12 protein-coding genes are annotated in these 12,866 nt (G+C 55.8%); 6 read left to right on the top strand and 6 right to left on the bottom strand.

Annotated elements, in window-relative coordinates; all coding sequences use genetic code 11:
• The first annotated feature begins 316 nt into the window (after nucleotides 1–316).
• Nucleotides 317–3,289, top strand: coding sequence for a formate dehydrogenase subunit alpha (gene fdhF, locus ACNY69_RS13465; protein WP_418798717.1), 2,973 nt, complete (start codon nucleotides 317–319; stop codon nucleotides 3,287–3,289).
• Nucleotides 3,289–3,774: a helical membrane plugin domain-containing protein gene (locus ACNY69_RS13460; protein ID WP_111138440.1), complete on the top strand. Its 486-nt coding sequence runs from the start codon at nucleotides 3,289–3,291 to the stop codon at nucleotides 3,772–3,774. Before fdhF ends, ACNY69_RS13460 begins: the two co-directional genes overlap by 1 nt.
• A gap of 16 nt (nucleotides 3,775–3,790) precedes the next feature.
• Here ACNY69_RS13460 and ACNY69_RS13455 read toward each other — a convergent pair whose 3' ends face one another.
• From ACNY69_RS13455 to ACNY69_RS13435, 5 genes are all read right to left on the bottom strand, one after another.
• Nucleotides 3,791–4,201 (bottom strand): GFA family protein, encoded by a 411-nt coding sequence (locus ACNY69_RS13455; protein WP_111138439.1) that lies wholly within the window; start codon nucleotides 4,199–4,201, stop codon nucleotides 3,791–3,793.
• A 170-nt stretch (nucleotides 4,202–4,371) separates the two neighbouring features.
• Nucleotides 4,372–5,013, bottom strand: coding sequence for a DUF1109 domain-containing protein (locus ACNY69_RS13450; protein ID WP_418798715.1), 642 nt, complete (start codon nucleotides 5,011–5,013; stop codon nucleotides 4,372–4,374).
• Nucleotides 5,000–5,551, bottom strand: a complete 552-nt coding sequence (locus ACNY69_RS13445) for a sigma-70 family RNA polymerase sigma factor (RefSeq protein WP_418798713.1) — start codon at nucleotides 5,549–5,551, stop codon at nucleotides 5,000–5,002. Before ACNY69_RS13445 ends, ACNY69_RS13450 begins: the two co-directional genes overlap by 14 nt.
• A gap of 71 nt (nucleotides 5,552–5,622) precedes the next feature.
• Nucleotides 5,623–6,864: a protein-disulfide reductase DsbD family protein gene (locus ACNY69_RS13440; protein WP_293772394.1), complete on the bottom strand. Its 1,242-nt coding sequence runs from the start codon at nucleotides 6,862–6,864 to the stop codon at nucleotides 5,623–5,625.
• 24 nt (nucleotides 6,865–6,888) lie between these two features.
• Complete coding sequence (locus tag ACNY69_RS13435) at nucleotides 6,889–7,452, bottom strand: peroxiredoxin (RefSeq protein ID WP_111138435.1); 564 nt, start codon at nucleotides 7,450–7,452, stop codon at nucleotides 6,889–6,891.
• A 63-nt stretch (nucleotides 7,453–7,515) separates the two neighbouring features.
• On the opposite strand from ACNY69_RS13435, the gene ACNY69_RS13430 reads away from it, so the two are divergent.
• The 4 genes from ACNY69_RS13430 (at nucleotide 7,516) to ACNY69_RS13415 (ending at nucleotide 11,322) form a co-directional block, all read left to right on the top strand.
• Nucleotides 7,516–7,800: a hypothetical protein gene (locus ACNY69_RS13430; protein WP_418798710.1), complete on the top strand. Its 285-nt coding sequence runs from the start codon at nucleotides 7,516–7,518 to the stop codon at nucleotides 7,798–7,800.
• Between the two features lie 11 nt (nucleotides 7,801–7,811).
• The gene (locus ACNY69_RS13425; protein ID WP_111138433.1) at nucleotides 7,812–9,020 is read left to right on the top strand and encodes an aldose 1-epimerase family protein; all 1,209 of its coding nucleotides are present in this window, start codon (nucleotides 7,812–7,814) and stop codon (nucleotides 9,018–9,020) included.
• A gap of 135 nt (nucleotides 9,021–9,155) precedes the next feature.
• A complete protein-coding gene (locus tag ACNY69_RS13420; protein ID WP_418798708.1) occupies nucleotides 9,156–9,623 on the top strand; it encodes a DUF3237 family protein in 468 nt (155 codons plus the stop codon).
• Between the two features lie 412 nt (nucleotides 9,624–10,035).
• The gene (locus tag ACNY69_RS13415) at nucleotides 10,036–11,322 is read left to right on the top strand and encodes a methyl-accepting chemotaxis protein (protein WP_111138431.1); all 1,287 of its coding nucleotides are present in this window, start codon (nucleotides 10,036–10,038) and stop codon (nucleotides 11,320–11,322) included.
• Between the two features lie 370 nt (nucleotides 11,323–11,692).
• Here ACNY69_RS13415 and ACNY69_RS13410 read toward each other — a convergent pair whose 3' ends face one another.
• Nucleotides 11,693–12,682 (bottom strand): zinc-binding dehydrogenase, encoded by a 990-nt coding sequence (locus ACNY69_RS13410; protein WP_293772386.1) that lies wholly within the window; start codon nucleotides 12,680–12,682, stop codon nucleotides 11,693–11,695.
• Nucleotides 12,683–12,866 lie beyond the last annotated feature (184 nt).

Raw genomic sequence — 12,866 nt, 5'->3', positions numbered from 1 at the left:
AAGCGCGCGTGTTATTACTCCTGATAGTTACAACATCCTTTTAAAGGTAAGGATTACCCCTGCCTGACCCCCGACGCCGGTAAAGGCTTAACAGAAAAACAACCCAAACCGCCTCTCCGAATAGCCCCCGCCGTGTGCTCCGGCTGGTAAGAAGTCATTACATTTAAAAAAGTCTGATGAATCAGTTATTAAGCGTGCTAAACGTAGCGGCATTGATGGCGGAGTTGTTAATCCTCACTAAGCTTGTGAAGTAACCCCTTAAATAAAGGGACCTTTTCAAGCCGCAAGGTACAGGCGATATCGTCATGAGGCGTATATGAGTGAAAACTACTGCACCATTACATTTAATGGTGAACGGCTGAAGGGGCTGGCGGATCAACCACTGATTGATTTTCTGGATGCGCACGGGAAAAAACTCCCTCACGTCTGTTATCACCCGGCGTTGCCGCCGCTGCAAAGCTGCGATGTCTGTTGGGTGGATGCCGATGGTGAGCGCGTCCGCGGCTGTACACTGCGTACCGAAGAGGGCCTGACGGTTCAGAGTGAAGGCGCTGCGCTTAAGGCAGCCCAGCAGGAGGGAATGGACCGACTGCTTAACCGCCATGAGCTTTACTGCACCGTCTGCGAACATAATACCGGTGAATGTACGCTGCACAATGCGGTGGCGGATATGCATATCCCGATTCAGTATTACCCTCATCAGCCCAAACCGTACAACAAAGACCACTCCAATCCGTTCTATACCTACGATCCCGACCAGTGCATCTTATGCGGGCGCTGCGTTGAGGCGTGTCAGAACGTTGAAGTCAACGAAACCCTGTCGATCGACTACACCCAGGCTCATCCTCGCGTGCTCTGGGATGGCGGAACGGAAATCGCTGGTTCGAGCTGCGTCAGCTGCGGCCACTGCGTGACGGTCTGCCCCTGCAATGCGTTGCTGGAAAAAACCATGCAACCCGATGCCGGCCCCTTTACCGCGATGGACGAGGGACTTAAGCGTCCCCTTATCGATTTTGTGAAATCGCTGGAAAACAGCATCGGCATGGAGCCGATTACCGGCATTTCGAAGATTGATGTGGCGCTGCGCCAGTCTGAAATCAAACGCACGAAAACAGTATGCACCTACTGTGGCACCGGCTGCAGCTTCGAAATCTGGACCCGTGACCGACACATCCTCAAAATACAGCCGGTCGCTGAAGCACCCGCTAATGGCATCTCTACCTGCGTGAAAGGTAAATTTGGCTGGGATTTTGTTAACAGCCCGGAGCGTCTGACGACCCCTTTAATCCGCGAGAATGGCCGTTTCCGGCCAGCCAGCTGGGATGAAGCATTGCAGCGGGTGGCTGACGGATTGCGCGACGTTGCGCAGCAGCATGGGGGCGATGCGATTGGCTTTATTGGCTCCAGCAAAGCCAGCAATGAAGAGGCCTATCTGACGCAGAAAATCGCCCGCTTAATCTTTGGCACCAATAACGTCGATAACTCTTCGCGTTATTGTCAGAACCCGGCCACAGAAGGGCTGTTTCGCACCGTCGGCTACGGAGGTGACGCCGGAACGATCAAGGATCTGCAACAGGCGGGACTGATCGTGCTGGTTGGCAGCAATCTGGCCGAAAATCATCCGGTGATCGCGTCACATATTAAGCAAAGTCATAAACATCACGGACAGAAACTGCTGGTCGTCGATCCCCGCTGTCATGAGATGGCGGAGCGCGCTGACTGCTATCTGCGCATTCGACCGGGCACGGACCTGGTATGGGCCTCCGCGATGGCGAAATATATGTTCGATCACGGCTACGCGGATGAGGCTTTCCTGGCGCAGCGGGTCAATAACGTCGAAGCCTATCGCGCCTCGCTCGCTTCTTTCACTCTGGCATGGGCCAGTAAAATTTGTGGACTCAGCGAGTCTGCACTGACTGAGGCGGCAGAGATGATTGGTCAGGCGGGGAGTGTCTGCATACTCTGGGCGATGGGCATTACCCAGCACAGCCACGGCGCTGACACCAGCACGGCGCTGTCGAATCTGTTGCTGGTCACCGGCAACTATGGCCGTCCCGGCACCGGCGGCTATCCGATGCGCGGCCACAATAACGTCCAGGGTGCCAGTGACTTTGGCTGCCTGAGTAATCTCTATCCCGGCTATGAGAAGGTTACTGATGCAGCGGTCCGGGAAAAGTGGGCCCGCGCGTGGGGCGTCTCTCCGGAGGCCCTTTCTGACAAGGTGGGGGCTGACAACTTCAAAATGGTGAAAGAGGCGGGCGAAGGGAAAATTCGCGCCATGTATATCACAGGCGAAGAAACGGCTTTTGCGGATGCTGATTCGGCGTCCGTCCATGACGCCTTCAGCAGGCTGGATTTTATGGTTGTACAGGACATCTTTATGTCGCGCACGGCCGAATTTGCCGATGTGGTGTTACCCGGGGCGCCCAGCGTGGAAAAAGAGGGCACCTTCGTGAACACGGAACGGCGGATCCAGCACTTTTCTCCGGCGATGAAGCCGCTGGGAGACTGCCGGCCCGACTGGCAGATCTTTACCGAACTCGCGGCGCGGCTGGGACACCCGTGGAACTATCCCAATCCGGGCGCGATTATGGCGGAAGCGGCAGCGATTGCCGACATTTTTGCCGGGGTCAGTTATGAGCAACTGGTCGGCTGGCAGTCCCAGCTCTGGCCGGTCAGCGCCGCAGGTGAGAGCACGCCGCGACTCTACACGGAACGGTTCAACTTCCCCGATGGCAAAGCGCGACTCTACCCGCTGAGCTGGCAGCCGCCCGCTGAACAGGAGGATGCCGACTATAATCTGCTGCTGAACAATGGGCGGATGCTGGAACATTTTCAGTCGATGAATCAGACCGGGCAGGGCGGCCGTATCATGTCGCTGTCGCCTAATGCCTTCGTTGAGATCTCACCAGAGCTGGCTGCCTCGCGTGCGCTGAATGAGGGCGAGTGGGTGCGTATCAGTTCGCGACGGGGGTCGGTGGATGTACCGGTTGTCATTACCCATCGTGTGGCTGGCAACGTGCTCTTTATGCCGATTCATCATGGTAAAGATGGCGTTAATGCACTGACCGGTGAACATCACGATCCCGACGTTAATACGCCAGCCTATAAAGAGCTTGCGGTAAATATGAAGCGCATCGATCGCCGGCCACAACCTGATCCTCTGCCGCTGCACAACTTCCGCAACGGCAGCCGGACGCCTTTGCCGCATCTGCCGATTGAGCAGAAATGGCAGCAGGCTGGCTACCGCGAACCGCCAGAACACGTCGAAAAACCGGAGAAATTCTGATGGCAGAACGGATGAAATATCAGGTCACGCCTGCACGTACCGAGCCAACCGCCCGTGAAGCGATGGATGAGTTGATCGAAAATCTCCACCAGCACGGTTTCCTGCGGCTGGCAAACGACCTGGTGAAGTCCAACAGTGAGGTGGGAAAGATTCTGGTTTCCGGGCTTAATCAGCCTGGCACCCAGAATGCTCTTCAGAACCTTTCGCTGCTGATGATGACGCTGGGCAGTGTTCCGCCGGAACGCTTCAATCATCTGCTGCTCGCCGTTCGCGATGCGGCGATGGCGGTCAAACCGGTGCGCGATGAAGCCCGGCAGGAAAAAGCCGCGCCGGGCATTCGCGGCATTATACGATTGCTGAATGATGAAGATCTCTGGCGCGGACTGCGCCCGGTCATCGCGGCGCTGAAGGTGTTCTCACAACAGATCGACCGCGACGAGCAGAAACCGATAACCCGTTTCAGCGGCAAAAGCAGCCGGGAATAGATCTGCCTGTTTAGTGTCAGGATTGCGTGGGGGTGTAGACCAGATGACCGGCTACACCGCCCGCACCGCCATCCCTGGGATGATTGATGCCATCGGAGACCGGCACATCGGTGAAATCAAAGGGTGATATCCCTTCCAGACAGGCGACGTTGACCCCGAACTGTTCGGGCTGCGAGCGGCTCTGATGAAAGGTGTAAATACCGCAGGCGGCGCAGAAGTAGTGGCCCACCGCCTTACTGTTGAAACGGTACTCAGTAAGCTGCGCTTCGCCCCGAATCAGCGCCACGCTGGTCGCAAACACCACCACCGCGCCACGCATCCGGCAAAATGAGCAGTTGCAGCGGCGCACCGTATTAAATCCATCCTTCAGCGTCACCCGGAAGGCCACCGCGCGACAGTGGCATTGTCCTGTCATCTCATTGTCCATCGTTATCTCCTGTAATGTGAAAGCTACCGCCATTCAGTCCGGACCAGAGACTGGCCCGGTGTCGGATTCTCTCAGGCATAAAGCAAAGGGCAAACAGCAGGATCCACGGCCTGATGCCGTAATGTGAATCACGACACTCTCTTTTCAGCGTGAACAGCCTCTCTCTGCGGTCAGTCGCCCAGCCGGATCCAGCGACGACCTGCGACGACCGTCAGCACCACAATCGTTATGCCTGCCGCCAGATGCATGGAGAAATCGATAAGATGCAGGTGCGTATCATGGCAGAGCGACAGCAGCATCGATGCGGTAAACGCGCTACCGCAGCCGCTCAGCGCCAGGCTGCGCGCAGGATAGAGTGAGCGGGTACGCTGCAGGGTAAACACCGACATCAGCATCATGGGCAGGCTGGCCGACAGCATAAACAGATAGCAGTGGATCCCTTCACCCAACCGGGCCGCACCCGCAGGCGGGGTTTCTGAAGTCAGGTTGATCAGGTTCAGCGCCAGCCAGATGCCGATCATCAGCAGCGGCCAGCGCAGGCTGACCGGTTTTCTGCCGGCAATACTCAGCGTGAAGGCGGCGGCCAGCGTGCTGCCCGCGATAACGAGCGACAGCAGCAGGGCCGCCAGCGCGACGAGGGCGCCAGGCTGAGACCAGTCAGTGAGCCGGGTATGAAATGCCCAGCTGGTCAGCGCGCCACAGGGCAGGGCGAGCGCGATCCAGCCCGCGACGCGCCAGGCGGTCGGCCAGACGCGGCGGACCGGCTGTGCGGAAGCACTGAGCTGGTTAATTAACTGGTCATGATTTCTCATGCTGCGTCCGTCCGAATTTACGAAGATTAACCATTGCGCGATGCAACAGGGATTTTACCGCAGAGAGCGACTGGTCGGTTTCGACGGCGGCCTGCGCCAGACTCTGCTCACGCAGATGAACCGATTCGACAATGGTCCGCTGACGCTGCGGCAGGGTCTCCAGATAGCCGGAGAGACGATCCGTGTCGTCGGCGGCGTCCGCAGGCTGGGCGGGCTCAGCGTGCAGCGCCTCCTCATCCTGAATTTCCTGACGACGGCCCTGCTGGCGCAGCATATCGATCGTCCGGGCCGAGGCGATGGCGGCAACCCAGGGAAGGATCGGGCGTTCAGGATCGTAAGTGTGGCGCACACGATGAATGGCCAGCAGCGTCTCCTGAATGACATCCTCTGTCAGCGCCTCATCATGGATTTTTTTGCGCACCATTGCCCGGATGGCCGGAACCATCGCTTTCAGTACCTGGTTGTAGGCAGCCCGGTCGCCCGCCTGCGCGCGGGCCATCAGGGCTGGCCACTGCGCGCGTTGGTCACGCTCTGACATCGGTCACCAGCAGGTCACTCTCCTGTCGCGCTGCCCCGGCAACGCGTCAGCCAGTCCTGTCGTCATAAGTTTCAGGTTTTCTTTCCTTTTTCTGTCGCCTGATCCAGCGCGGAAATCACAATGCCCGGCGTCAGCACCTGCGGCAGCACCACCGGTTTACCGCCATCAGCCGGATAGACCACATAGAGCGGCAACCCGCCACGGCCAAAGTCGCTGAGCGCCTGCTCGACATCGGGATTATATTTGGTGGAATCGGCAACCATGTAAATCGTACTGGTGCGCGCCATCGCGGCTTTCACCGCCTGGGTCGACAGCGATGTCCGATCGTTAACCTGGCAGGTAATACACCAGGACGCGGTAAAGTTCACCAGAATGGGCTTGCCCTGACCTTTGATTGCATCGACGTTCTGCGGCGACCAGGCAACGGCGGCGGCGGCCTCAGAAGCGGTCTCCGTTTCGGCCGGTGCGCTCGCAAAGCGGTTCAGGTTCATCAGCGGCACGATCACCAGCGCCACAAAAAACGCGGTGGCAACATGCAACATCACATGACGCTGACCCATCATACGGCGTTTCTGCGCCATGCCATACAGCCAGGCGGCGAAACTCAGAAGCAAGCAGCAGATCAGGATCGCGGCCAGCGCCGCCGATCCGGCCTGACGCTCCAGCACCCAGATCAGCCAGCCCACCGCACCCAGCATCGGAAACGCCAGCCCCTGCTTCAGCGTGTTCATCCACGCACCGGGTTTAGGCAGGATGCGCGCCAGCAGCGGGAAGAACGAAATCAGGGTGAAGGGCGCTGCAAAACCCAGCGCCAGCGCGATAAAGATTACCAGACTGATTAGGGGAGGCTGGGTAAGTGCATAGCCGACCGCGCTGGCCATAAAAGGGGCGCTGCAGGGCGTGGCGACGATAATCGCCAGTGCGCCGGTCAGGGCGGAGCCGACCAGTCCGCCCTGGTCGCTGCCCATGCCGCCCACGCGCTGTATCGACAGCCCCACTTCAAACAGTCCGAGCAGGTTCAGCGCCGACCCCAGCATCACCAGAATCAGCGCGGCGATAACCAGCGGCGATTGCAGCTGAAATCCCCAGCCGACCGATGCGCCTCCCGCCCTGGCGAGCAGCAGCACGGCGGTCAGGGCCACCATCGTCACCACCACACCCAGCAGAAACGCCACGCCCTCTGCGCGGGCATGACCGGGCGCGTCATGATGGCGGATCAGGCTCAGTGCTTTCAGCGAGATTACCGGAAACACGCAGGGCATAAGGTTCAGAATAATGCCGCCGAGGAAGGCGGCTGCAATCGCAGTCAGCATGATTTACCTGCTCAGATGATGAAGTTAAGCCGGATTGGCCTGACGGTACTGTTTAACGGCATCCATCGCTTTCTGGATGTGCGTATCCGGATTCTTATCGGTGAAGCTCATCAGGATTTTGCCGTCCGGGGCAATCACGTAAGAGGTGCGGTCTGAGACTTTCTGACCTTTCATCTCCATCGTGCTTTTATATTCGGTCGCGACTTTCGCACCCGGATCGGCGGCCACGGTGAATTTGTCACGGCACTCCAGCTGCGAGAACTTCGCAATCTGATCGGTATTGCCTGCGGTCACACCAATCACTGTCGCGCCCAGCTTTTTGAATTCGTCCGTCGCTTCAGCAAAATCATGCGCTTCGAGCGTACAGCCTGCGCTGAAGGCTGCGGGGAAGAAGTAGAGCACCACCGGACCTTTCTGCAGGGCCTGCTGCAGAGAGAAGGTGGTTGATTTACCGGCCAGCGCGGCATCGAGTTTAAAGTCAGGCGCTTTCTGACCGGCTTCTAATGCCGCAAAAGCGGAGGTGGCCGGAACACTCAGTGCCAGCAGCGTCGCGACGGCCAGGGTTTTCAGGGTCTTTTTCATTGGCATTACTCTCTCCATTGACGAACAGACGGAGTTGTCTGCTGCCTCTGTTAACAGGTTCGCTTAGAAATGGAAAAAGTTGCGCTGGTTTTAAAATTTTTTACGGATTTTTATCAGGAGGTGAGCGTCCGGTTAATCTTCCGTCGGGTTATCAACGCTGAATCGAGTAAAGCTATTGACCTTCCGCGTCTCATAATGCGCCGTTGTTATTCCTGTTTATGCGGAATTTATGTGATTCCGTCCGCATTAATGCCGCTTAAAAATACAAATTTAGTATCAGGTGAGCATGGTCACGTTTCTGAAAGGCATCAGCCAGTAAGTTTCGCTTACAGAATGAAAAAACGATTCAGCTAATGGAGCAAAGGATGAAGATAAAACTGACGTTAACGATGCTGGCGGTTCTGGTTTCCGGCTCAGCGGCTGCAAAAACCTGGGTGCTGACCAGTGCTGAACAGGGCACCGAGCAGGGGAACTGGAAGATCACCAGCAGCGAGCTGAAAGCGCAGGGTAAGCCGTTCAGCATTGAGCAAAAGGTGCTGCACGGCGGCAAGCAGGAGGGCAGTAAAATTCTGACCATCCATAGTCAGGATGGGCTGACCATTACGCTGAGTCCGACGCGCGGCATGAACCTGTTACGTGTTGAAGGCTTTGGTTCCCGCATGGGCTGGGATTCGCCGGTCAAAGAGGTGGTCAATCCCGCCTATATCAATCTTGAGAGCCGTAACGGTCTGGGCTGGCTGGACGGCTTTAACGAAATGATGGTGCGCTGCGGCTATGAGTGGACCGGCCATCCGGTTACTAATGAGGGGCGTATTTACACCCTGCACGGTAAAGCGGGCAACACGCCGGTTTCTCAGCTGGAAGTGGAGGTCGCCGATGCAGCCCCGCACGAGATTCGCATTCGTGGCCTGATCAAAGAGAGCACCTTCAAGAAAACCGATCTTCAGACCATGACCGAACTGCGCTACGTACCGGGCAGCGACAGTTTCAGCCTGCATGACGTGTTAACGAATCATGCCGACTATCCGCACGATTATCAGATCATCTATCACAGCAACTTTGGTCAGCCTATCCTGGAAGAGGGCGCCCGCTTCATCGCGCCGATGTCCGGCATCAGCCCGTTCAATGACTACGCGAAGGCCGGGCTGAAAGAGTGGCAGACCTATAAAGGGCCGACCAGAGATTTCGATGAGATGGTGTTCAACATCAAGCCTCTCTCTGACAGCAATCATCAGAGTGTGGCTGCGGTTGTTAACAAGGCGGGAAACAGTGGCGCTTCGATTCAGTTTGATACCCGCCAGCTGCCCGTGCTGACGCTGTGGAAAAACACCGACACCCTGAAGCAGGGATATGTGACCGGCATCGAGCCGGGCACCAGTTATGCTTATCCGGTGACCGTGGAACGCGAGCAGAAACGCGTGAAGCAGCTGCAGCCGGGCGCCAGCACGCAGTTTGATCTGACATATACCCTGCTGCACAGCCGTGAGCAGGTCAGTGAGGTGGAAAAACGTATCAGCACCATTCAGGGCGAGACAAAGATTGAGGAAAGTGAAACGCCAATAGCAAAAGAGTAAACCACGCACTCATCCCGGTCCTCTTGTACCGGGATTTTTCATTCTGGCTAAAGAGTGAATTAACGCGTGAGGCGCATCATTAGCTATACCGCGCTCTGCGGGTCTCTCTATACTGGCGGGATAACAGGAGGAACTATGTTACCCGCACTCGAATACAGCTTCAGAATTGATATTCACGTCGATAAACCCGTTGTGATCTCCAGCAGCCCTTTAAAGGGGAAGCGCCAGCTTATCCCGATACGCTCCGGCACCGTCTCCGGCGCGCTCAACGGGCAGGTCATGCCGGGGGGTGTCGACAGCCAGTTCATTGATCCTGATGGGATTTGCCGCCTCTCGGCCCGCTATGCCTTACAGGTCGGCCAGGGTACAGTTTACGTCGAGAATAATGGCATTCGTCGCGTACCTGACGCATTTAAAGAGAAGCTGTTCGGGGATGACATGCGCTTTTTTGATGAACTGCCGCCTTCACAGATCTATTTCAGAAGCGTCCCGGTATTTGAAACCGATGTGCCTGAGTTGTCATGGCTCACGACATCGGTGTTTATCTGCGCCGCAGAAAGAACCGCGTCCGGCGTGACGCTGGAATTTTACAAAGTAGTCTGATTTTTAACTCACAGTAAACACATTCTCTTTGCTCAGCCCTGACGCCCTGGTCCTCGCCAGGGCTGTTTCCGCTTGCTGCCCTCCCTGACCGGCAACGCAATCCCTGCCCGATCCTGCTCCGGTTTCCATTAACTGCGAGATGAAGATCCGTAACACCCTTTCTGTTACCCCGAATCAGCAGTCGCCCTTAACAGTTAATATCCGTTAAAGTCTTGCCGGTCACTTCCGATAATGCTTAGAAGGTGTGCTTCCATGTGCAGGCCCAGGCCTGGGTGTTTTTCCGGTCTGCGTGGCGATATCGGTGACGCTTAAGGCGTACAAAGGATTTTCTTGCATGTAGCCGGCATTGATCTGATGCGGCAATACGTCAACGAAAAATGAAGATACATTACAGTCATCCTCTGAGGTTTGTATGTTCAATGTGAATGAAGTCATCCAGAGAGCGATAAAATCAGACGCCACCGGAATGGTTGATGATGTCAGCGCTATTAAAGGCGCAATGGGATGGGTTGAATTTTCTCCTCAGGGGAAGATTATTAAGGCGAATGATATTTTCCTCGCGATGACAGGCTACACGCTGAGTGAAGTGACGGGGTTGCATCATCGCGCACTCTGTCAGAGCGCCTATACGCAGACGGCAGAATACGCCAGCTTCTGGCAGTCATTGTCTCAGGGCAACGCAATAAACGGCGTTTTTGAACGCTGCCGGAAAGATAAATCCGTTTTTTATATTGGCGGTTCCTATTTCCCGGTAAAAAATAAACATAACGAAGTGGTGCGGGTGATAAAAATCGCCAGTGACATTACGGAAGAACACAAAGCACTTAAAAGCAAAGAGGCGATCATCAGCGCCATTAACGCCTCAATGGCGTTAATTGAGTTTACGACCGACGGTGAAGTGTTAGATGCCAATGATAACTTTCTGAAGTTAATGGGCTATCAGCGCAGTGATATCGTCGGCAAGCATCACCGGATGTTCTGTTTTAATGATTTCTATACGAAGAACCCCGATTTCTGGGCGAAAATCCGCAGCGGTCACTCTTTCAGCGGGCGATTCGAAAGGAAAAACGCCGCAGGGGAACGTGTCTGGCTGGAAGCGAATTACACGCCGGTGCTTAACGCGTATGGCACGATTGATAAGGTGATTAAAATCGCCTCTGACATTACGGTCAGAGTCGAAAATTCGCGCAGAATCGCCGATATTGCGGTGACGACCTCTGAAGAGACCTCGCAGATTTCACACAACGCCAAAGACGTGTTAACGGAAACCGTTAAAAACTCGATGCTGGTTTCAGACAAGGTAGAAGCGGCTGTTACGGTGAGTAAAAAGCTCTACGAATCGGCGGCGAACATCAGCGAGATAATCTCGACAATCAGCAGCATAACGTCACAGACCAATATCCTGGCGCTGAATGCGGCGATTGAGGCAGCACGGGCAGGCGAAGCGGGCAGAGGATTTGCAGTTGTGGCTGGCGAAGTCAGGCGGCTGGCCGCGTCCACGTCGTCATCCACCCAGAAAATCACTGCGGTAATCGAAGAGAATAACCGGCTTATCAGCGACATGTACCATCAGCTCGATGAGATAAAGAGCATCATCACCCGCGAAAATGACAAAATTACCGAGCTGGGCCGGAGCTTCCAGGAGATTAACAGCGGCGTCAATGAGTTTTCGACCGTTATCCATCAGCTGAATGCTTAGTTGGCGGCTTTTCAGAGCGCCTGGTGCGGAATCCTGAGCGGGTCAGGCGAGGCGCTTTTTTCTGGCTAAGAGATCTGGCAGGTTTGCCTGACTTTTTTCACCGGGCTGAATTGTTGAAGTGTCTGCTCAGGCTGGCCAGACGTTGTGTTGTCCGGTGATTGAAAGGCAGCATTTGTGCAGCTTTAAATCCGGAAGGGAGTGGAGTGGCAAACGTAACAGAGATCGGGCGCTTTAATTTAACATAAGATAGATTGTGCGCATTCATAGTCGAGGCTCTCAGTGACACCCTCCGTTATGAATCCATGACTTTTCCGCGCCCGCCGCCATGACGGGCGCGGAACGTTAACTGAACTACACGCGCGTCAGCCCCTTACTGCGGTGCAATCAGCGCCACATATTTGGTGCCATCGTTGTTGCGCTTGAGTTTCTCCAGCGCCGCCGGAATGTCATCAAAGGTCACCGTTTCTGGCGCTGCGAGCTGTAACTCACCATTGCCGACCTGCTTCAGCAGCGTTTCACCGGCCAGACGGAGCTGACTCAAATCCTGCGCTGTTCCGTAGGCATGAATGGATGCGAGTGCGATCTCATGTAACGAAATACTGGTGGTGAACGCCGGCAGCGGCGCGGTTTCGATTCTGTCCTGAACACAGACGAGATGACCATAGTAACCCAGTAATCCGGCGAGGGAGATCGCGCTCTGCTGGTTTACCGTATCAAACACCGCGTGCACTGCTTTTTCGCCCAGCATACGACGGAAATCCTCTTTCCAGCCTGACGCTTTGTAGTCAAAAGCCTGAATCACGCCCCGTGCAGAGAGTTTTTTATGATGACGCTCGCTGGCGGTGACATAAACATGGGCGGCGTGGTTAATCAGAAGCTGCGTAATCAGATTCCCCACATAGCCTCCTGCACCGTTTACCAGTACGGTCTGCCCGGCAATATCGGGCAGTTTTTTAATGGCCTGCCAGGCAGTCAGCCCTGGACAGGGAAGCGAGGCGGCGGTGGCATCGCTGATGTTATCCGGCACGGCAATGACGGCATTCGCCTTAACCAGGGTATGGCGTGCAAAACTGCCGTGATGGCGAAGATCGGTATGGTACATCACCCGGCTGCCCTTACGGAGATGCGCAACATTCTTACCGGTCGCGACAATAATCCCCATCCCATCGACACCCGGGATCTGGCCCGCCTGCCAGGCAGGAGACAGCCCTTCCATCAGTTTCCAGTCGACGGGATTAAGGCCGACGGCACGATTTTCGACTAACACGTCATCGTCGCCCGGTGATAATGATTTTTCTTCTTTGCTCAGCTGAAGGGGCGATGGATTGCGATGCCAGGTCCACGCGTCTGTCTTATACATTTATGTTTCCTTTGATTCTGTTCCGAGAAAGAGAGAGGTTTTGGTAAGCAGGCGGCCAGGCCCCCGGTGACAGAGGACGGAGCCGCCCTGCTGACCATTCCGGCTGCAACGCCTCTTCGCGTTGCAGCCGGCGGTCTCTGATACTGTTTATAGCCCATCCCGGTTACCGTGCGGAGACAACCGA

It is taken from the genome of Pantoea graminicola, from assembly GCF_048452665.1.
Classification (GTDB): domain Bacteria; phylum Pseudomonadota; class Gammaproteobacteria; order Enterobacterales; family Enterobacteriaceae; genus Pantoea.
Note: the sequence above shows the minus strand (reverse complement) of the source record. Positions and strands in the feature narration are given on the sequence as shown.

Bases quoted from the DNA above. Each gene is read 5' to 3' on its own strand.
- fdhF (WP_418798717.1), top strand. From the start codon at position 317: ATGAGTGAAAACTACTGCACCATTACATTTAATGGTGAACGGCTGAAG.
- ACNY69_RS13460 (WP_111138440.1), top strand. From the start codon at position 3,289: ATGGCAGAACGGATGAAATATCAGGTCACGCCTGCACGTACCGAGCCA.
- ACNY69_RS13455 (WP_111138439.1), bottom strand. From the start codon at position 4,201: ATGGACAATGAGATGACAGGACAATGCCACTGTCGCGCGGTGGCCTTC.
- ACNY69_RS13450 (WP_418798715.1), bottom strand. From the start codon at position 5,013: ATGAGAAATCATGACCAGTTAATTAACCAGCTCAGTGCTTCCGCACAG.
- ACNY69_RS13445 (WP_418798713.1), bottom strand. From the start codon at position 5,551: ATGTCAGAGCGTGACCAACGCGCGCAGTGGCCAGCCCTGATGGCCCGC.
- ACNY69_RS13440 (WP_293772394.1), bottom strand. From the start codon at position 6,864: ATGCTGACTGCGATTGCAGCCGCCTTCCTCGGCGGCATTATTCTGAAC.
- ACNY69_RS13435 (WP_111138435.1), bottom strand. From the start codon at position 7,452: ATGCCAATGAAAAAGACCCTGAAAACCCTGGCCGTCGCGACGCTGCTG.
- ACNY69_RS13430 (WP_418798710.1), top strand. From the start codon at position 7,516: ATGGAAAAAGTTGCGCTGGTTTTAAAATTTTTTACGGATTTTTATCAG.
- ACNY69_RS13425 (WP_111138433.1), top strand. From the start codon at position 7,812: ATGAAGATAAAACTGACGTTAACGATGCTGGCGGTTCTGGTTTCCGGC.
- ACNY69_RS13420 (WP_418798708.1), top strand. From the start codon at position 9,156: ATGTTACCCGCACTCGAATACAGCTTCAGAATTGATATTCACGTCGAT.
- ACNY69_RS13415 (WP_111138431.1), top strand. From the start codon at position 10,036: ATGTTCAATGTGAATGAAGTCATCCAGAGAGCGATAAAATCAGACGCC.
- ACNY69_RS13410 (WP_293772386.1), bottom strand. From the start codon at position 12,682: ATGTATAAGACAGACGCGTGGACCTGGCATCGCAATCCATCGCCCCTT.